Below are 19,789 nucleotides of genomic sequence, written 5' to 3'. Positions count from 1 at the left end.
GCACCACCGCCCCACCCTCTGAAAGATCACCGTCCGGTCAGGAAGAGGTCCCACAACCATGCCCGTTCCCCGCCTGTCCCGGTGGCGGACCATCGCCGTCACCGCCCTGCTCCCGGTCGCCGCGGCCATCGTCGCCCTGCCCGCCCCGGCCTCCGCCCACCCCATCGACCCCGCCGACTTCCAGCAGGTCACCCTGGCCAAAGGTGAGCCCGAGACGGGCGAGCCGATGACCCTGGCCGTGCTGCCGGACCGCTCGGTGCTGCACACCGCCCGCAACGGCACCCTGCGCCGCACCGACAGCACCGGCGCCACCACCGTGGTCGGCACCCTGCCCGTCTACACCCATGACGAAGAGGGCTTGCAGGGCGTCGGCGTCGACCCCGGCTTCGCCACCAACCGGCACATCTACCTCTACTACGCGCCGCCGCTGTCCACCCCGGCCGGTGACGCGCCGGCCGCCGGTGGCGACTGGTCGCGCTGGCAGGGCGTCAACCGGCTGTCCCGGTTCACCCTCACCGCCGACTGGAAGCTGTCCGCCGAGACCCGGATCCTGGACGTGCCCGCCGACCGGGGCCTGTGCTGCCACGTCGGCGGCGACATCGACTTCGACGCGGCCGGCAACCTCTACCTGTCCACCGGCGACGACAGCAACCCGTTCCAGTCCGACGGCTATTCGCCCCTGGACGAGCGCACCGACCGCAACCCGGCCTTCGACGCGCAGCGCACCAGCGGCAACACCGACGACCTGCGGGGCAAGATCCTCAGGATCAAGGTCAACAGCGATGGCTCGTACGGCGTACCGGCCGGAAATCTCTTCGCCCCCGGCACCGCGAACACCCGTCCGGAGATCTACGCGATGGGGTTCCGCAATCCGTTCCGGATGAGCGTCGACAAGGCCACCGGTGTCGTCTACGTCGGTGACTACGGCCCGGACGCGGGCACCACCAGCGGGCGCGGGCCGAGCGGGCAGGTCGAGTTCAACCGGATCACCGCACCCGGCAACTTCGGCTGGCCCTACTGCACCGGCACCAACACCGCCACCGAGACCTACGCGGAATGGAACTTCAGCACCGCCACCGCCGGACCGAAGTACAACTGTGCCGGCGGCCCGGTCAACAACTCGTTCCGCAACACCGGCCAGAGCACCCTGCCACCGGCCAAACCCGCCTGGATCCGGTACGCCGGAGACGCCGGCAGCCCACCCGAGTTCGGCGGCGGCTCCGAGTCGCCGATGGCCGGCCCGGTCTACCGCTACGACGCCGCCTCGACCTCACCCACCAAGTTCCCGCAGTCGTTCGAGGGCCACTTCTTCGCCGGGGAACTCGGCCGCGGCTGGATCAAACCGATCCACGTCGGCGCCGACGGCAGCCCCGGCGAGATCACCACCTTCCCGTGGAACGGCAAGCAGGTGATGGACTCGGCGTTCGGCCCCGACGGCTCGCTCTACGTGCTCGACTACGGCACCGGCTACTTCCACGGCGACGAGAACTCCGCCCTCTACCGCTACGACCACGTCGGTGGCGGCAACCGCAGCCCCACCGCCGTCGCCGGCGCCGACAAGGTGACCGGGCAGGCCCCGCTGACCGTGGTGTTCTCCTCGGCCGGCTCCACCGACCCCGAAGGTGGAGCGCTCAGCTACTCGTGGAGTTTCGGGGACGGCACCACCTCCACGGCGGCGAACCCGACGAAGACGTACACCAGCAATGGTTCTTACCAGGTGACGCTGACCGTGACCGACCCGCAAGGCGCCACCGGGACCGCCGGGGTGCAGATCGGCGTCGGCAACACCGCGCCGACGGTCACCATCACCGCCCCCGGTGACGGGCAGCTGTTCTCCTTCGGCGACACCGTGCCCTACACGGTGACCGTCACCGACCCGGAGGACCCGGCGATCGACTGCACCAAGGTCAAGATGACCTACGTGCTCGGCCACGACCAGCACGGGCACCAGATCACCTCGACCACCGGCTGCACCGGCTCGCTGCGCATCCCGGTCGACGGCGAACACGACGCGGCCGCCAACATCTTCGCGATCTTCGACGCCGAGTACACCGACGCCGGTGGCCTGACCACGCACACCCAGCACAAACTGCAGCCCCGGCACCGGCAGGCCGAGCACTACACCACCGCGTCCGGGGTCAACACGTTCACCAAGACCACCGCGGAGGGTGGCCGGACCGTCGGCGACATCCACAACGGGGACTGGATCGCCTTCGACACCTACCGGCTCGGCAACGCCACCGGGTTCACCGTCCGCGCGTCGTCGGCCGGGGTGGGCGGCACCGTGCAGGTCCGCGCCGGCTCGCCCACCGGCACCGTGCTCGGCTCGGCCACCGTGCCGGTCACCGGCGGCTGGGACGTCTTCACCGAGGTCAGCGGCGCCATCAGCAATCCGCCGGCCGGCACCACCCGGCTCTACCTGACCTTCGCCGGGGGGACCGGGGCGCTGTTCGACCTGGACGCCTTCACCTTCCGGACCGTCGGCCCCGTCGTCGGCCTGGCCGGCAAATGCCTCGACGTGAGCGGAGCCGGAACCGCCGACGGCACCAAGATCCAGCTGTGGACGTGCAACGGCACGGGCGCGCAGAACTGGCAGCTCAATGGCCAGGTGTGGCGCAACCCGGCGTCCGGAAAATGTCTGGACGCGGCGGGTGGCGCCACCGCCAACGGCACCAAGGCCCAGCTGTGGACCTGCAACGGCAGCGGCGCGCAGAACTGGGCTCCGCAGGGTGACCGGACCGTGCGCAACCCGCAGTCCGGCCGCTGCCTGGACGTCTCCGAGGTCAAACCCGACGACGGCCAGCAGATCCACCTCTGGGACTGCAACGGCGCCGCCAACCAACTGTGGAACCTCCCCTGAACAGGTAAGGAGATCCCCGTGCGCAGAACACTCCTCGGCGTGGCGACAGCCGTGCTGACCATCCTGGCGGGCAGCGCCCCGGCCGTCGCCGCCGACACCCCGTACGACGTGCTCGTCTTCTCCAAGACCGCCGGCTTCCGGCACGACTCCATCGGCACCGGCGTGCAGGCCATCCGCGACCTGGGCGCCGCCAACGGCTTCACCGTCACCGCCACCGAGGACGCCGGCGCCTTCACCAGCGCCAACCTGGCTCAGTACGAGACGGTGGTGTTCCTCAACACCACCGGTGACGTGCTGAACGCCACCCAGCAGAGCGCGTTCGAGTCGTACATCCGCGGCGGTGGCGGCTACACCGGCGTCCACGCCGCCGCCGACACCGAATACGACTGGCCGTTCTACGGTCAGCTGGTCGGTGCCTGGTTCGCCTCCCACCCCGCCATCCAGCCGGCCCGGGTGCACGTCGAGGACCGGGCACATCCGGCCACCGCGCACCTGCCGCAGGTGTGGAACCGCACCGACGAGTGGTACGACTACCGCACCAACGCCCGCGACACCGCCCACGTGCTGGCCACCCTGGACGAGAGTTCGTACTCCGGCGGCACCATGGGCGCCGACCACCCGCACGCCTGGTGCAAGACCTTCGACGCGGGCCGCTCCTTCTACACCGGCGGCGGGCACACCCGGGAGTCGTACGCCGATCCGGTCTTCCGTCAGCACCTGCTCGGTGGCATCCGGTACACGGCCGGCCAGGTCCAGGCGGACTGCCGCCCAGAGACCGGGTACACCCCGCTCTACAACGGGTCCACCACCGGCTGGTCACAGGCCGGCCCCGGCGGTTTCACCGACAGCGACGCCACCCTGACCTCGGTCGGTGGCATGGGCATGCTGTGGTATTCCGCCAAGGCCTTCACCGACTACTCGCTCAAACTGGACTGGAAGATGGCCGGTGACGACAACTCCGGGGTGTTCATCGGCTTCCCGCCGTCGAGCGACCCGTGGTCGGCGGTGAACAACGGTTACGAGATCCAGATCGACGCCACCGACGCCGCCGACCGCACCACCGGGGCCGTCTACAGTTTCCAGGGCGCTGACGTGGCCGCCCGGGACGCGGCGCTGAACCCGCCCGGGGAGTGGAACACCTACGAGCTGCTGGTCCAGGGCGAGCGCCTGCAGATCCTCCTCAACGGCATCAAAATCAACGACTTCACCAACACCGATCCGGTACGCGGTCTGGCCGGCCACATCGGCCTGCAGAACCACGGCAACGGCGACGACGTCTCGTTCCGCAACATCCGGATCAAGGAACTGGGCACCCCGCCGCCGCCCACAGCCGGCCGGGTCGTCGGCCTGGCCGGCAAATGCCTCGACGTGAGCGGAGCCGGAACCGCCGACGGCACCAAGATCCAGCTGTGGACGTGCAACGGCACGGGCGCGCAGAACTGGCAGCTCAGTGGCCAGGTGTGGCGCAACCCGGCCTCCGGGAAGTGTCTGGACGTGGCCGGCGGCGCCACCGCCAACGGCACCAAGGTGCAACTGTGGACCTGCAACGGGACCGGCGCCCAGAACTGGACCGTCGCGACCGACCGAACCGTCCGCAACCCGCAGTCCGGCCGCTGCCTGGACGTCTCCGAGGCCCGCCCGTCCGACGGCCAGCAGATCCACCTGTGGGACTGCCTGGCCGCCCCCAACCAGCTCTGGACCGTCAACTGACCCTCCGGCGTCAGCCTCTCCATTCGTGTGGCGATCTGTGGCTCGAATCGAGCCACAGATCGCCACACGGTTTTGACCTGGACGACACGGCCGCCTTCCGGGGCCTGTGATGTTGGCATAGAGTGGCGGAGACGAACGTGGATGCCGGTCGGCGTCCGGGCGGGAGGCGCAAACCCGTCCGGAACGATCACGCCACCCACCGCGCCGTCACGCCCTGGGCGGTTCCTCGCGCTGCCTCGCTGTCCTGTCTATGACAACGAGGAGTTGAGAGAAGTGGCACGTCCTATCACCCTGTTCACCGGCCAGTGGGCTGATCTGCCGTTCGACCAGGTGTGCCGGCTGGCTTCCGAGTGGGGCTACGACGGACTGGAGATCGCCTGCTGGGGTGATCATTTCGAGGTGGACAAGGCGCTCGCCGACGACGGCTATGTGGACCGTAAGCGGGAGCAGCTGGCCAAGTACAACCTTCAGGTCTTCGCGATCAGCAACCATCTGGTCGGGCAGGCCGTCTGTGATCATCCGATCGACGAGCGGCATCAGGACATCCTGCCGGGCCGGATCTGGGGGGACGGCGAGCCGGAGGGGGTTCGGCAGCGGGCCGCCGAGGAGATCAAGGACACCGCCCGGGCCGCGGCCAAGCTGGGGGTGAACACCGTCGTCGGGTTCACCGGGTCGTCGATCTGGCACACCCTCGCCATGTTTCCGCCGGTGCCGCCGTCGATGATCGAGCGGGGTTACGCCGACTTCGCGGACCGCTGGAACCCGATTCTGGACGTGTTCGGTGAGGTGGGGGTGCGGTTCGCGCACGAGGTGCACCCGAGTGAGATCGCCTACGACTACTGGACGACGAAGCGGACCCTGGAGGCGATCGGGAACCGGCCGGAGTTCGGGCTGAACTGGGATCCGTCGCATTTCGTCTGGCAGGACCTGGATCCGGTGAACTTCATCTTCGACTTCCAGGACCGGATCTACCACGTGGACTGCAAGGACGCGAAGGTGCGTACGGGGGACGGCCGCCGGGGCCGGCTGGCCTCGCATCTGCCGTGGGCGGATCTGCGCCGGGGCTGGGACTTCGTGTCGACGGGGCACGGGGACGTGCCGTGGGAGGACTGTTTCCGGGCTCTGAACGCGATCGGCTACGACGGTCCGATCTCGATCGAGTGGGAGGACGCCGGCATGGACCGGCTGGTGGGTGCCCCGGAGGCGTTGCAGTTCGTGCGGCGGCTGGCCTTTGACGCGCCATCAGCGGCTTTCGACGCCGCCTTCTCCTCCCAGCAGTAGGTCACAAATCAGGGCAGGCCGGGCGCCTTTGCGTCCGGCCATGCGTTGTTTCATCCAAACGTACAAAAGTTCTGATGTTTCATCTCGATGTTTTACTAGTGACGAACGTAAATACACGGTAACGTCCGGGAAGTTGCCGGCTGCGGGCGCTCCGAGATTCCCCGCCAGCCCATCCGTGTTCATCACCGAAACCGGAGGCAAAACGATCATGACCGAACTCAGCCGTCGTCACCTGCTCGGCGCCGCGGCCGCGAGCGCCGCAGCCGTCGGGGCGTCCACCGCCCTGGGCTCGCCCGCCGCCGCCCACGGTGGCGGCTCGAACGCGCACCGCGTGCCCCGGGACCAGATCAGCGTGCAGCTCTACACGCTGCGCAACCAGCTCAACGTCAACCTGGAGACCACCTTCACCGAGCTCGCCGCGATCGGCTACCGCCGCGTCGAGCACGCCGGCTTCGTCGGCCGCACCGCCGCCCAGTTCCGCACCGCCCTGAACAACGCGGGCCTGAAGGCCACCTCCGGGCACGCGGGCATTCCGCAGCCGTGGAACGCCGAGACGTGGAAGCGGACCCTCGAGGACGCCGCGATCGTCGGCAACAAGTACATCGTGCACCCGTACTTCGGCACCGGCGCGAACGGGCCGATCCGGGACGCGGCCGTCTACAAGGCGTTCGCCGCCGACCTGAACAAGGCCGGCGAGCTGGCCCGCCGGGCCGGGCTCAGCTTCGGCTACCACAACCACCACAACGAGTTCCTGCGGCAGAGCGGCACCGGCCGGACCGGGTTCGACATCCTCACCGACGACACCGACGAGAGACTCGTACACCTCGAACTGGATCTTTATTGGGCCTGGCGGGGTGCCGCCGACCCGGTGGACCTGATCCAGCGGAACCGGCGCCGGATCAAACAGGTGCACGTCAAGGACATGGACGTGAGCAGCGGTTTCGCCGATCCGGGCGCGGGTCTGATCGACTTCGCGCGGATCTTCCAGCGGGCCAGGGAAGCCGGCCTGGTCGAGTACATCGTGGAACGTGACGACGCGGGCAGCCCGCCGCGCACCCCGCTGCAGGCCCTGGACACCGCCCGGGTCGGCTACCAGTACCTGTCCGGACTGAGGTTCTGAAAATGCGACGACTTCTCACCGCCGGCGCCGCGGCCCTGCTCGTTCTGACGGTGCCCAACCCGGTCCAGGCCGGGCCGGCGGCTCCGGTGCCGCCGGACAGCGACTTCCAGAAGGTCACCCTCAACGACTTCCCCGGCGAGCCGATGGCCCTGGCCGTGCTGCCCGACGGACGGGTCCTGCACACCGCCCGTAAGGGGCAGGTCCGCATCCACGAGCCGAGCACCGGCCGCAACGTCCTGGCCGCGACGATCCCGGTCTACCTGCACGACGAGGAAGGGGTCCAGGGCATCGCCGTCGACCCCGATTTCAAGAGCAACAACTGGGTGTACGTCTACTACAGCCCGGTCCTGAACACCCCCGTCGACAACCCGGACACCCCGGTCAACGAGGGTGACGCGCCGTTCGACGGCACTCCGGCCGACTTCGCACCGTACCGGGGGCACCTGCAACTGTCCCGGTTCAAGCTGCGCGGCAACACCCTGGCGCTCGGCACCGAGCAGAAGATCCTGCAGGTCCCGGTGGACCGGGGCATCTGCTGCCACGTCGGCGGCAAGATCGACTTCGACGGGGACGGCAACCTGTACCTGTCCACCGGTGACGACACCAACCCGTTCTTCTCCGGCGGCTACACCCCGATCGACGAGAGCCCGGGCCGCAACCCGGCGTTCGACGCGCAGCGCAGCTCGGCCAACACCAACGACCTGCGGGGCAAGCTGCTGCGGATCACGGTCAAGCCGAACGGGTCGTACACGATCCCGCGCGGCAACCTGTTCAAGAAGGGCACCGCGAAGACCCGTCCGGAGATCTACGCGATGGGCCTGCGCAACCCGTTCCGGTTCGACGTCGACGAGAAGACCGGCGTGGTCTACATGGCCGACTACTCGCCGGACTCGCGCACGCCCAACCCGGAGCGCGGCCCGGTCGGGCACGGCCGCTGGATGGCCATCGACAAACCGGCGAACTACGGCTGGCCGTACTGCGTGAACCCGGACCTGCCGTACATCGACTACGACTTCGCCACCGAGACCTCGGGCGCGGCGTTCGACTGCGGGAACCCGGTGAACGAGTCGCCGAACAACACCGGCCTGCGCAGACTGCCGCCGGTGGAGAAGTCCGAGGTGGTCTACAACTTCGGGGCCAGCGCGCAGTTCCCGGAGCTGGGCACCGGCGGTGTCGGCCCGATGGGTGGCCCGGCCTACCAGTACGACAAGCGCAGTAAGTCGCCGTTCAAGTGGCCGGCCGCGTTCGACGGCAAGCCGCTGTTCTACGAGTGGACCCGCGACTACGTCAAGGCGTTCACCCTGGATCGCCGCAACCAGGTCACCAGGATCGAATCGGTGCTCCCGTCGATCGTCTTCGACAACCCGATGGATCTGGAGTTCGGCCCGAACGGCGCGCTGTACGTCCTGGAATACGGTGACGGCTACTTCGCCGAGAATCCGGAGGCGCAGCTCGCCAGAATCGACTACGCGCCGAAGAACAAGACCCCGATCGTGAAGATAAACGGCACGCCGACGGTCGGTTCGGCACCGTTCACGGTCAATTTCTCCAGTGCCGGAACCGTCGATCCGGACGGCGACGCGCTGCGGTACGCGTGGGACTTCGACGCTGACGGCCGGGTCGATTCCCGGCAGCCGAACCCGTCGTTCACGTACACCGAGAACGGTGACTACCGGGCCACCCTGAAGGTCACCGACTCCACCGGCCGGTCCGCCTCCGCCGAGTTCCTGCTGCACGTCGGCCCGGTGGCGCCCACGGTGTCGTTCGTGTCGCCGACCGCCGATCAGGAGTTCGCCTTCGGCGACACCGTCACCTTCGAGGTGAACGTGGTCGACGACGCCCCGGTGAACTGCGCGAACGTCCAGGTCTCCTACATTCTGGGCCATGACCAGCACGGGCACCCGCTGTCCACGGTGTCCGGCTGCACCGGCTCGATCACCACCTTCGTCGACCCCGGTCACGAGGGCCAGGACAATCTGACCGCGGTGTTCGTCGCCGAGTACACCGACGCGCAGGGCCAGGCCGGCTCGGCTGAGGTGGTCCTGACACCCACCGACTGATTCAGGCAATGGTGCGGCGGCGGGCCCGGGAATCGTTCCCGGGTCTGTCGTCGTGCCATTTCCACGGCTCTTAGAAAAGTGTCCTAACGTATTTACTTGAGCTGATATAAGCCATACGTTTAAGCCATCCCCTCGATGGAATGGAGACGTATGGACGGGAAATTCCCGCGACGCTCACTGATCGCCGTCGGCGCACTCGGCGCCGCTGTCCCGGCCATCGGCGCGGTAGCGCTCACCGACACACCCGCCCGCGCCGGGCTCGCCGTCACCAAGAAGGTCACCATCTTCGCCGAGGCGCTACCGGGCGGACTGTACGGCTACGGCCTGCGCCCCGGGGAGGCCACCGTGCCCGGCCCGGTCCTGGAGATCTACGAGGGCGACACGCTCGAGATCACCCTTGTGAACAACACCGACAAGCGGCTGTCCATCCACGCGCACGGCGTCGACTACAGCACCGACTCCGACGGCAGCCCGCTCAACGCCTCCTACAACGACCCCGGCCAGACCCGCACCTACGTGTGGCGGTCCCGGGAGATGTTCGCCGGACCCGGCCGCCGGTTCATGCCCGGCAGCGCCGGCTACTGGCACTACCACGACCACGCGATGGGCACCGACCACGGCACCGGGGGAGTGGCCAAGGGCCTCTACGGCGCCCTGATCGTGCGCCGGCGCGGCGACGTCCTGCCGGACAAGCAGATCACCGCGGTCTTCCACGACATGACGATCAACAACAAGATGGCGCCGAACACCCCGATGTTCGAGGCCGACCTCGGCCAGCGCGTCGAGTGGATCGCGATCGGGCACGGCAACCTCTTCCACACCTTCCACCTGCACGCCCACCGCTGGGTGGACAACCGCACCGGAATGCTGGAGAGCGTCTCCGACCCCAGCCCGACGGTCGACAACAAGGACCTCAACCCGGGCAGCTCGTTCGGCTTCCAGGTGATCGCCGGTGAAGGCGTCGGCCCGGGCGCCTGGATGTACCACTGCCACGTGCAGAACCACTCCGACGGCGGGATGGCCGGGATCTTCCTGGTCCGCAACGCCGACGGCAGCATGCCCGCCGGCGCCGAGGAGGCCATCCACCGGTTCCAGGGGCACGCCCACACCACCGCGCACCAGGGGGAGCACGGATGATGAGACGACCGATACGAGCGGGGCTGGCGGTCCTCGCGACACTGGCCATGACCGCCGGGGCCACCCCGGCCCTCGCCTACACCGCACCCGCGACCACCGCCGCCGCACCGATCTCGGTGGTGGTCTTCCACGGCGCGGCGGCCGGGCAGAAGGACCCGGTCACCGTGGCCGCCCAGACCATCCAGCAGCTCGGGCAGGCGGCCGGGATCACCGTCACCGCCACCACCGACCCGGCCGTGTTCACCGCGGCCCAGCTCGCCAAGCACCGGGCGGTGGTGTTCCTGTCCGCCGAAGGCGTCACCCTGACCCGTGAGCAGGAGAGCGCGCTCACCGCGTACATCAAATCGGGTGGCGGTTTCGTCGGCATCGCCGACGCGGCCAAGGCGCAACTCGACTCGACCTGGTTCACCGGCCTGATCGGCACCCGCCCGGCCGGCGCCATCCCGGCCTCCGAACCGGTCGCCAAGGTCACCGCGAGCGGCGAGAACGCGCCGAACGAGACCAAGGAGAAACTGACCGACAACGACAGCAACACCAAATGGCTGGTGCGGACCCCGACCGGCTGGGTCGCCTACCAGCTGGCCGCCGCGAAGACCATCACCGGGTACGCCCTGACCTCGGCCAACGACTCCGAGGGCCGCGACCCGAAGGACTGGACGCTGCAGCGCTCGGACGACGGCCAGACCTGGACCGACGTGGACAAGCGCACCGGCCACACGTTCACCGACCGGTTCCAGACCCGCCGCTTCGACCTGGCCACCCCGGCCACCGCCGCGCACTTCCGGCTGAACATCACCGCCAACTCCGGCCAGCCGCTCACCCAGCTCGCCGACCTGCGGCTGTTCACCGGCGCCAGCACCCCGCCCGCCGACCCGGCCGTCAACCGGGCCGTGGTCAACGTCCTGGACAGCCGGCACCCGGCCACCAAGGGACTTCCGGCCACCATCAGCCGCTCGGACCGCTGGTACAACTGGGACCCCAACCCGATCGGCGCCGTGCACACCCTGGCCCAGGTCGAGGAACGCCACTACGACCCCGGGACCAGTGCCAACGGCCCGTTCCACCCGGTCTCCTGGTGCCGCGACTACCAGGGCGGGCGCTCCTTCTACACCGGCATGGGCCACACCGCCGACAGCTACGCCGAAGAGGGCTTCCGCAAGCACCTGACCGGCGCCCTGTCCTGGGCGACCGGCATCGTGCGCGGCGACTGCCAGGCCACCATCGCCGCCAACTACAAGACCGAGCGCCTGACCGCCGCGAACAAGACCGGCCAGCTCGACCAGATCGGCGAGCCGCACGGGCTGACCATCGCCGCCGACGGCACCGTCTTCTACGTCGGCAAGGCCGCCTGCCCGACCGGCCCGGTGGTCAGCTGGGACGACCCGAAGGTGGGCCTCGGCTGCGGCACCATCCACTCCTGGAACCCGCGCACCAAGGAGGTGAAGCTACTGACCACGCTGCCGGTGATGGGCAACCGGGGCAGCGGCACCGAGCTGGTGAAGAACGAGGAGGGCCTGCTCGGCATCGCACCGGACCCGGCGTTCGCCGACAACGGCTGGCTCTACGTGTACTGGATGCCGCACGACTCCATCGACCGGACCAAGCGCACCGGGGAGCGGACGGTCAGCCGGTTCACCTACGACCACGCCACCCAGAGCATCGACCAGGACACCCGCAAGGACCTGCTGACGTTCCCGGTGCAGATCCACAGCTGCTGCCACGCCGGCGGTGGGATGGCGTTCGACAAGGCCGGCAACCTCTACATCGGCTCCGGTGACAACAACTCGTCCGAGGGCTCGCAGGGCTACTCCGGCAACAACTGGACCCAGGAGTACGCCGGGATCTCGTTCCAGGACGCCCGCCGCACCTCCGGCAACACCAACGACCTGGCCGGCAAGATCCTGCGGATCCGCCCGGAGGCCGACGGCACCTACTCGATCCCGGACGGCAACCTGTTCCCGCCCGGCACCGACAAGACCCGGCCGGAGATCTACGTGATGGGCGTGCGCAACATCGCCCGCCTCCAGGTCGACCCGGAACACGACTGGCTGACCGCGGGCTGGGTCGGGCCGGACGCCTCCGCCCCGAACCCGAACCTGGGCCCGGCCAAATACGAGACGGCCACCATCATCACCTCGGCCGGCAACCAGGGCTGGCCGTACTGCATGGGCAACCGGCAGCCGTACCGGGACCGCAGCAACACCGACGCCACCCAGCTCGCCGGCTGGTACGACTGCGACAACCTGAAGAACACCTCGCCGCGCAACACCGGCCTGACCGACATCCCGCCGGCCCGCGACAACATGATCTGGTACTCGCCCGGTGGCGGCGGCCCGGTCTTCCCGGAGCGTGCCGACGGCAGCGGGGTGCCCACGTACACCGCCGCCGACGCCGTCTACACCCAGCCCTGGCTGCGCGGTGGTGGGCAGGCGGTGATGTCCGGCCCGACCTACCACCACGACCTGGCCGACCCGGCGAGCACGGTGAAGTGGCCGGAGTACTGGGACGAGAAGTGGTTCATCGGCGACCAGAGCAACGCCGCCAACCGGGTCGCGGTCACCGTCGACCCGGCCGGGGTTCCTGATCAGAAACCGCCACTGTTCGCCGAGACGCTGCGCGCGATCCTGCCCGGTGGCAACGCCGACAACCGGCTGATGAGCTGGATGGACGCCAAGTTCGGCCCGGACGGCGCGCTCTACCTGCTGGACTACGGCGGCGGCTTCTTCACCCTGCACGCCGCGCAGAAACTGCTCCGGGTCGTCTACACCGGTGGCGCGCCCACCCCCGCGCCCGCGGCCGGTGTGGTGGAAGTGCAGAACAAGGCGCTGACGTACGCGTTCAACGGCTCCCGCTCCGGTGGAGTCAGCCACCGCTGGGAGTTCGGCGACGGGACCACCTCCACCGAGGCCGATCCTCGTCACACGTACACCAAACCCGGCTCCTATATCGCCAAGCTGACCGTCAGCTATGCGGACGGCGAGACCGTCACCACCACGACCCCGGTCACCGCCGGCTGTGCGGTTCCGGACACCCGCGGCACGGTGTGGATCGGTGACACCGACACGTCGATCCCGAACAAGGCGACCGGCGGCGGCTGCACCCTCAACGACCTGATCGACGACGAGGGCCAGTGGCCCAGCCGCGACCAGTTCGTCCGGCACGTCACCACCATCGCCGGCGCGTGGCTGACCGACCGGCAGGCCGGCGTGCTGACCCGGGCCGCCGCCACCGCCCCGATCGGCTACTACGAGCCGCTGTTCGACGGCACCGCGACCTCCCTGCGCGGCTGGGAACAGGCGCCGTCCGGATCGTTCGCGATCCAGGCCGACGGCTCACTGCGGTCTGCCGGGGGACTCGGCATGCTGTGGCACACCAAGGAACTCGGCGACTTCTCGCTGCGCCTCCAGTTCAAAGACATCGCATCCGGCACCGGCCGCGCCAACAGCGGCGTGTTCACCCGGTTCCCGGACCCGCGGATCCCGCTGGACCAGCGCCCGCCGGACAGCTGCGGGACGGTCGGCAACGCCCGTACCTCGCAGGCCTGGGTGGCCATCTTCTGCGGCCACGAGATCCAGATCTACGACGGCGAGACCGGCGAGACCCAGAAGACCGGATCGGTCTACAACTTCGACCCGGTCCCGCTCACCGACGCCAGACCCACACCCAAGAACCAATGGAACAACTATGAGGTACGCGTGACCGGCCAGCACTACACCATCATCCGCAACGGCGTGGTCATCAACGAGTTCGACAACACGCCCGGCAAGCAGTCCTCCCGCGCCGGCGACCCGCCCACCGACCTGCGGCAGTTCCTGCGCGGCCACATCGGGCTGCAGAACCACGGCGACAGCGACACCACCGAATTCCGCAACATCCGGGTGCGTGCGCTGTGACCCCCCGCTGGAACCGGCGCCTGATCGCCCTGGTGGCCGGGCTGGGGGTGGCGATGACCCCGCTGCTCGTCCCACCGGCCTCCGCCGCGCAGACCCTGACCTGGACCGCCGACGACGACATCACCCGCTACAAGTCCGCGCCGGCCACCGCCACCGCGGGGGAGACCACCATCGTGTGGGAGAACAGCACGGCCACCGGCAACACCACCGGGATGCCGCACACCCTCACCTTCGACACGAGCACACCCGGCTACAACGACGACGTCAGCCTGAACATCCTGGCCAGCCCGTTCGACGCCAACGACGGCCGGCACACCGCGACCGTCACTCTCACCCCGGGCAAATACCGCTACCTGTGTACGATCCCCGGCCACGGCACGATGGTCGGCGAACTGACCGTGACCGAGGGTGACACCGAGGACTCCACCGCGCCGACCGTCACCGGGGCCGTCACCGGCAGCCGCGACGACGACGGCGCCTACCGCGGGTCGGCCACCGTGACCGTCACCGCCACCGATGCCGGCACCGGGGTCGCGACCGTCGAGTACCAGGTCGACGACACCAGCTGGCAGCCGTACAGCAATCCGGTCGTGGTCTCCGCTCTCGGTGACCACGCGGTCCAGTTCCGGGCCACCGACCGGGCCGGTAACACCTCGACCGTCGGCTCGGTGTCGTTCTCGGTGGTCGCCGCCGGCGAGGAGGACACCACCGCTCCGACCGTGGCGGCGCAGGTGACCGGCACCGAGGACGAGGCCGGCGACTACGTCGGCTCGGTGTCGTTCACGGTGACCGCGGCCGACGCCGGCTCCGGGGTCGCGACTATCGAATACCAGCTCGACGGGGGAGCGTGGACTCGATACACCGCCGCGGTCACCGTGAACACGGTCGGTGAGCACATGCTGCACTTCCGGGCCACCGACAACGCCGGCAACACGTCGACCGTGGGCATGGAGCACTTCACCATCGTCGCGCCACCGGCCGAGGACACCACCGCACCGGTGACCGCCGCGACAGTGGCCTCGGCGCCCGGCCGGGCCACCGTCACCGTCACCGCCAGTGACGGCGACTCCGGGGTCGCCAAGGTCGAGTACCAGCTCGACGGGGGAGCGTGGACCGCCTACACCACGCCCGTCGTGGTCACCGCGGCCGGCGAACACACCCTCGGCTACCGGGCCACCGACAACGCCGGCAACACCGCCGCGGCCAAGACCGTGACCTTCACCGTCGTGGTCTCCGGCACCTGCACCGACACCCGGGACACCGTGATCATCGACGGTGACGACACCGGCATCACCAACGCCGGCACCGGCGACGGCTGCACCATCAACGACCTGATCGCCGAGAACGCCACCTACCGCACCCACGCCGCCTTCGTCCGGCACGTGGAGACCGTGACCGCCGGCCTGGTCGCCGCCGGCACCCTCACCAGCCGCCAGGCCGGAACCATCGTCCGCACCGCCGCGCGATCGAGCGTGGGCTCATGAACCACCGAGGGAGCTACTTGATGAAGAGAATGGCCGTCGTCGCCGCGGTAGTGACCGTGACCGCCCTGGCCGGAGTGCCCGCCGCACACGCCGGCCTGGTCACCCACTGTGTCGGCACCGGGGGAGCGGTCACCGTACCCAACGATCTGCTCGTCCCCGCCGGCGAATCCTGCACCCTGACCGGCACCGTCATCACCGGCAACGTCAGCGTCCTGGCCGGCGCGAACCTGGTCACCGACGGCGTCCGGATCGCCGGCGACCTGCAGATCCTCGGCGACGGCTACCTCGACTCGAAAGGCACCACGGTCAACGGCTCGGTCGAACTCGCCGCCGGCGGCTACGGCGTCTACCTGCGCGAATCAACGACCGGACCGATTGCGGTACGCCCGCAGGGCTCGGCCCCCGGCGAAAGTTTCCTGTTCGTCGAGGCCAGCCAGGTCAGCGGCACCGTCAACGCCCAGGCCGGACAGGTCCGGGTGGACCGGGGCAGCGAGATCTCCGAATCGCTGAGCACCACCAACACCCACTACACCGACCTGCACGACTCGTTCGTCGACGGCGCCCTGTCGGTGCTCAACAGCTCCACCGGCAGCGTGATCTGCGGCAGCGCGGTCCGCGGCAGATCCACCTTCGCCGGCAACCTCGGCGGGGTGCAGCTCGGCCCCGGCGGCCGACTCGACAGCTGCGCTTCCGGCGGCTACTTCGGCCGTGAGGTCGGCATCAGCAACACCACCGGCATGGTCACCGTCGATGACAGCATCATCGACGGGGCCCTCAACCTGACCGGCAACACCCCGGCCGCCCAGGTCGCCGCCAACAACCGGATCCGGGGCGGCGTCAACGGCCCGCACACCGCCGCCGGCGCGTCCGCCCAGCGCCGGGCCGCCCCCGAACCCCGGGACGAGGCCGTCGACGAGCGTGCCGCGGACCGGCGTACCGACGCGGTGAAGGAGGCCGTCGAGGCCGGCCCGGCCGACCTGTAGCGGTTTTGCGAACGTCACTCGCCCGGTGACCCGTCGGGGTTACCGGGCGAGTGCTTTGTACTATGCGCCGGTGAGGAAACGGGTGCTGGTGGCGACGGCTCTGATGGTGGCGGGCTGTTCACCCGACACCCCACCCACCCCCACCCCCGCGCCGGCGGCGTCGCCCACGCCGATGAGCCGCGAAGAGGCGTATGCGGCAGTGCCCCTGGACGGGACCGCGGACACCCCCATCACCTGGGACCTGACAGCGGTCAAGGAGTCCACGAACGTGCTCGCCGCCCGGCACGGACTGGTCCACCTCTACTGGCAGTGGGGTGCCACCGACTGGACGCCGATCATCCCGGTCGCGGAGGCCCTCTACCTCCACGTGTTCTATGAGCAGGCCTGGGAGCCGTTCGCCGGTGTCACCGACTTCACCGAACCGGTCAACGGGCCGCTCCGGGTCAAAGCCATGGGCGAGGACAAGACGTCAGAGGGCTTCCCGGTGGTGACGTTCTGCACCGACCGCAGCCGGTGGGGTGACAGCGGGACCCGCCCGGTCCTGGAGACCTACCTGATCCACAGCGACGCGCGGCTCGGTAGCTACTTCGTGGCCGACGAGGACGCCGAGGCGAAGTACCGGACGGAGTGCACGAAGTGGGCCAGACGATGAGACGACTCGTGGTGGCTTCAGTCGTCCTCCTGTCCACTGCGGCGTGCACCACCGACCCGCCGCCCGCACCCGCCCCGTCGGCCGCCGCACCCGCGATGACAGTCGACGAAGCGCACCGGCTGCTGCCGATGGACGGCGCCGGAGACCTGACGATCACCTGGGATCCCTCGCCGGACACCGATGAGGTCCAGGCCGCCCGGCGAAGCCTGGCACTGAATTACTGGATGGATGCCGTCACCGACTGGACCTCGATCATCCCGGTCGGCCGGATGCTCTCGGCCGACCGGCACTACCGGGAGGTGCTGGCCCCCTTCGCCGAGTCCACCGACGCCGGGAAACCGGCGAGCGGCCCGATGTGGGTCAAGACGATGGGTGCCCAGAAGATCCGCCCATACCAGGTCCAGGTGACGTTCTGCACCGACCTCGGCCATCTGCGCGAGGACGGCAAGCCCTACCGGGACATCAAGAAGCGCGCCAACCTGGAGACATACCTGATGCAGTACGTCACCACCGCCGACGGTAACCGAGGCTGGCGCACCGCCTCGGTGGCCACCACCGACTTCAGCCGCGCGAAGACCTACGGCCCGGAATGCACCAGGTGGGCCCGCCACCAACCGTGACTTCGTACCGTTTCGGCTCCGCCGTGATCGGGGTGGGCGTGGACGCCACGGTGGTCGTTCTGAAGGTCGGCGGCGGGCACCGCGGTATGCCGGGGCGGATCGTCGGAACGCGCCCACGTCAACCACGCCGTGCTGGCACTGGACCGCCCGTTGACCCGTTCGCGGCTGGACCTGGCCCGGCCGGTCCCGCCGGTGGGCCCCGTACCGGAACGGCATGCTTCCGGGCCGCTCGGCGACCGTCCCGGAGATACCCACCCGCATCCGTGCTCCCGCCGCCGCAGTTCCGGGCGGATCCCAACGCCGGCCCGGACCCGGGCTTCGCGTGGATCGGTCAGCAGGGCACCTTCACACTGCCCGAGAAGGGCAGCGTGCGATCCGGTGACGAGCCGATGCGGTAGCTGTAGGTGATTTTCTTGCTGATGATGCCGCACCTGTCGGTGTGCGAGCTGTCATCGATGAAGACCGGTGCCCCGTCTCGGCCCACGGTGGCCGTCCAGGCCGCGGCCAGCGCCAGCTGCTTCGCCAGCTTGCAGGTGGCCGAGGTGCCGGCCGTCTTGGCGCTGATCTCGCCGGAGTAGGCGGCGATGGACGCCAGTCCGGCCTTGCCCTTGAACTTCTTCATCTTGTTGACGACAGCGGTGATGCCGCAGGTGACCGAGCCGACGGCGGCGCCGTTGAGGAAGTTGTGGACGATCCGCACGGTCTCGTCGCCGTGGTAGTAGCGGGCGGTCGATGCCTGGGCCGGCGAGGCCACGACCGCTGTCGCGATGACTGCGGCTGCCGCAGCCGTACTTAGTCTTCCGCGCATGGGGAACTCCTCAAGAGAACCGGATTCGGTGACCAGCAAACGGTAGGTTCGTGGCTCTACCGCACACCATCAACGGAAATGACGGACATTGCTGTCACGCTGACCGATCCCGAACGGGGTCGGTGAAACGGACACCGGAACCCGAAAATTGACGCCCTTTATACGCCGGCCGCCCGCCCGGTCCGGATCGCAGCGGACACACTGTGGGCATGCTTCATGTACGGGTGATCGCGCCGAAACGTGCCGCCGATCAGGTGATGGACGCGCTGACGGCGGACCAGGCGGTCACCCACGTGACACGGTCACCGGACGTCGCCCTGTCACCGCCCGGAGACGTCATCGAGTTCGACGTCGTCCGGGAGGGCGCCAGCCTCGTCCTGGACCGGCTGCGCGGTCTCGGGATCGACGACGACGGCGCCATCGTGGTGGAACGCGTCGACGCCGCACTGTCGGCGTCAGCCCGGCGGGCGGCCCGGCGCGTCCCCGGTCTCGGCGTGGACGCCGTGGTCTGGCACGAGATCGAACAGCAGACCGGCGAGGAGACCGCCCTGTCGGCGTCGTTCCTGGCCTTCATGACGATCGCCACGGTCATCGCCGCGATCGGTGTGCTGCTGGACCAACCCATCCTGATCGTCGGCTCGATGGTCGTCGGGCCCGAGTTCGGCCCGCTCGCCGCCCTCTGCGTGGGCCTGGTGCGAGCCAAGAAATACCTGGTCCGCCGTTCGCTGATCGCGCTCGGCGTCGGCTTCCCGGTCGGGATGATCATCACGGTGGCGGCGGTGTGGCTGCTGACCGCCGCCGATCTGGTGGACAGGTCGATGCTGCTCGCGCCGCGCCCACTGACCGACTTCATCTGGCGGCCGGACGCACTGTCCTGGGTGATCGGATTCCTCGGCGGGGTGGCCGGGATCCTGTCGCTCACCTCGGCCAAGGCCGGAACCCTGGTCGGCGTGCTGATCTCGGTGACCACCGTCCCGGCGGCGGCCAACGCGGCGGTCGCCGTCGCCTACGGGGTCCGCGAGGAGGCGCTCGGCTCGGCCCTGCAGCTGGTCATCAACCTGGCCGCCATCGTCCTGGCCGGCGTGCTGACCCTGCTGGTACAACGGCTGGTGTGGCGACGTTCGCAGCGGACCGGCTGATGCGCAGGCTGATCTAGCCGGCGACGAGGTTCCACGCGGCAT

Annotated in this window: 13 protein-coding genes; 12 read left to right on the top strand and 1 reads right to left on the bottom strand. The window is 69.3% G+C overall.

The window, feature by feature from the left end; translation table 11 throughout:
- The first annotated feature begins 58 nt into the window (after window positions 1-58).
- The 11 genes from ACQ0O7_RS38910 to ACQ0O7_RS38860 all read left to right on the top strand — a co-directional run bounded on the left by ACQ0O7_RS38910 (window position 59) and on the right by ACQ0O7_RS38860 (window position 17,800).
- Complete coding sequence (locus ACQ0O7_RS38910) at window positions 59-2,860, top strand: PQQ-dependent sugar dehydrogenase (RefSeq protein ID WP_430790305.1); 2,802 nt, start codon at window positions 59-61, stop codon at window positions 2,858-2,860.
- A 12-nt stretch (window positions 2,861-2,872) separates the two neighbouring features.
- Window positions 2,873-4,570, top strand: coding sequence for a ThuA domain-containing protein (locus ACQ0O7_RS38905; protein WP_430790460.1), 1,698 nt, complete (start codon window positions 2,873-2,875; stop codon window positions 4,568-4,570).
- Window positions 4,571-4,843: 273 nt separating this feature from the next.
- Window positions 4,844-5,851 carry a sugar phosphate isomerase/epimerase family protein gene (locus ACQ0O7_RS38900; RefSeq protein WP_430790303.1) on the top strand — a complete coding sequence of 336 codons (1,008 nt, stop codon included), beginning with the start codon at window positions 4,844-4,846 and terminating at the stop codon, window positions 5,849-5,851.
- Window positions 5,852-6,059: 208 nt separating this feature from the next.
- Window positions 6,060-6,971: a sugar phosphate isomerase/epimerase family protein gene (locus ACQ0O7_RS38895; protein WP_430790301.1), complete on the top strand. Its 912-nt coding sequence runs from the start codon at window positions 6,060-6,062 to the stop codon at window positions 6,969-6,971.
- 2 nt (window positions 6,972-6,973) lie between these two features.
- Window positions 6,974-9,031, top strand: coding sequence for a PQQ-dependent sugar dehydrogenase (locus tag ACQ0O7_RS38890; protein ID WP_430790299.1), 2,058 nt, complete (start codon window positions 6,974-6,976; stop codon window positions 9,029-9,031).
- Between the two features lie 150 nt (window positions 9,032-9,181).
- Window positions 9,182-10,168 (top strand): multicopper oxidase domain-containing protein, encoded by a 987-nt coding sequence (locus tag ACQ0O7_RS38885; RefSeq protein WP_430790297.1) that lies wholly within the window; start codon window positions 9,182-9,184, stop codon window positions 10,166-10,168.
- Window positions 10,168-14,061, top strand: coding sequence for a ThuA domain-containing protein (locus ACQ0O7_RS38880; protein ID WP_430790295.1), 3,894 nt, complete (start codon window positions 10,168-10,170; stop codon window positions 14,059-14,061). The genes ACQ0O7_RS38885 and ACQ0O7_RS38880 overlap by 1 nt, the downstream gene beginning before the upstream one ends.
- Complete coding sequence (locus ACQ0O7_RS38875; protein WP_430790293.1) at window positions 14,058-15,545, top strand: OmpL47-type beta-barrel domain-containing protein; 1,488 nt, start codon at window positions 14,058-14,060, stop codon at window positions 15,543-15,545. The genes ACQ0O7_RS38880 and ACQ0O7_RS38875 overlap by 4 nt, the downstream gene beginning before the upstream one ends.
- Before the next feature lie 20 nt (window positions 15,546-15,565).
- Complete coding sequence (locus ACQ0O7_RS38870; RefSeq protein WP_430790291.1) at window positions 15,566-16,528, top strand: hypothetical protein; 963 nt, start codon at window positions 15,566-15,568, stop codon at window positions 16,526-16,528.
- A 70-nt stretch (window positions 16,529-16,598) separates the two neighbouring features.
- Window positions 16,599-17,180 (top strand): hypothetical protein, encoded by a 582-nt coding sequence (locus tag ACQ0O7_RS38865; RefSeq protein WP_430790289.1) that lies wholly within the window; start codon window positions 16,599-16,601, stop codon window positions 17,178-17,180.
- Window positions 17,177-17,800, top strand: a complete 624-nt coding sequence (locus tag ACQ0O7_RS38860; protein ID WP_430790287.1) for a hypothetical protein — start codon at window positions 17,177-17,179, stop codon at window positions 17,798-17,800. The genes ACQ0O7_RS38865 and ACQ0O7_RS38860 overlap by 4 nt, the downstream gene beginning before the upstream one ends.
- Before the next feature lie 331 nt (window positions 17,801-18,131).
- Here ACQ0O7_RS38860 and ACQ0O7_RS38855 read toward each other — a convergent pair whose 3' ends face one another.
- On the bottom strand, window positions 18,132-18,608 hold the full coding sequence (locus ACQ0O7_RS38855) for a hypothetical protein (protein ID WP_430790285.1): 477 nt from the start codon (window positions 18,606-18,608) through the stop codon (window positions 18,132-18,134).
- A gap of 209 nt (window positions 18,609-18,817) precedes the next feature.
- On the opposite strand from ACQ0O7_RS38855, the gene ACQ0O7_RS38850 reads away from it, so the two are divergent.
- Window positions 18,818-19,747, top strand: a complete 930-nt coding sequence (locus ACQ0O7_RS38850) for a DUF389 domain-containing protein (RefSeq protein ID WP_430790283.1) — start codon at window positions 18,818-18,820, stop codon at window positions 19,745-19,747.
- Window positions 19,748-19,789 lie beyond the last annotated feature (42 nt).

This window comes from Actinoplanes sp. G11-F43, from assembly GCF_050589265.1.
Lineage (GTDB): Bacteria > Actinomycetota > Actinomycetes > Mycobacteriales > Micromonosporaceae > Actinoplanes.
This window is presented reverse-complemented; position numbering and strand designations above follow the sequence as displayed.

Excerpts from the sequence above, each read along its gene's own strand:
- ACQ0O7_RS38910 (WP_430790305.1), top strand. The coding sequence starts at position 59 with ATGCCCGTTCCCCGCCTGTCCCGGTGGCGGACCATCGCCGTCACCGCC.
- ACQ0O7_RS38855 (WP_430790285.1), bottom strand. The coding sequence starts at position 18,608 with ATGCGCGGAAGACTAAGTACGGCTGCGGCAGCCGCAGTCATCGCGACA.
- ACQ0O7_RS38885 (WP_430790297.1), top strand. The coding sequence starts at position 9,182 with ATGGACGGGAAATTCCCGCGACGCTCACTGATCGCCGTCGGCGCACTC.
- ACQ0O7_RS38880 (WP_430790295.1), top strand. The coding sequence starts at position 10,168 with ATGAGACGACCGATACGAGCGGGGCTGGCGGTCCTCGCGACACTGGCC.
- ACQ0O7_RS38870 (WP_430790291.1), top strand. The coding sequence starts at position 15,566 with ATGAAGAGAATGGCCGTCGTCGCCGCGGTAGTGACCGTGACCGCCCTG.
- ACQ0O7_RS38850 (WP_430790283.1), top strand. The coding sequence starts at position 18,818 with ATGCTTCATGTACGGGTGATCGCGCCGAAACGTGCCGCCGATCAGGTG.
- ACQ0O7_RS38860 (WP_430790287.1), top strand. The coding sequence starts at position 17,177 with ATGAGACGACTCGTGGTGGCTTCAGTCGTCCTCCTGTCCACTGCGGCG.
- ACQ0O7_RS38895 (WP_430790301.1), top strand. The coding sequence starts at position 6,060 with ATGACCGAACTCAGCCGTCGTCACCTGCTCGGCGCCGCGGCCGCGAGC.
- ACQ0O7_RS38890 (WP_430790299.1), top strand. The coding sequence starts at position 6,974 with ATGCGACGACTTCTCACCGCCGGCGCCGCGGCCCTGCTCGTTCTGACG.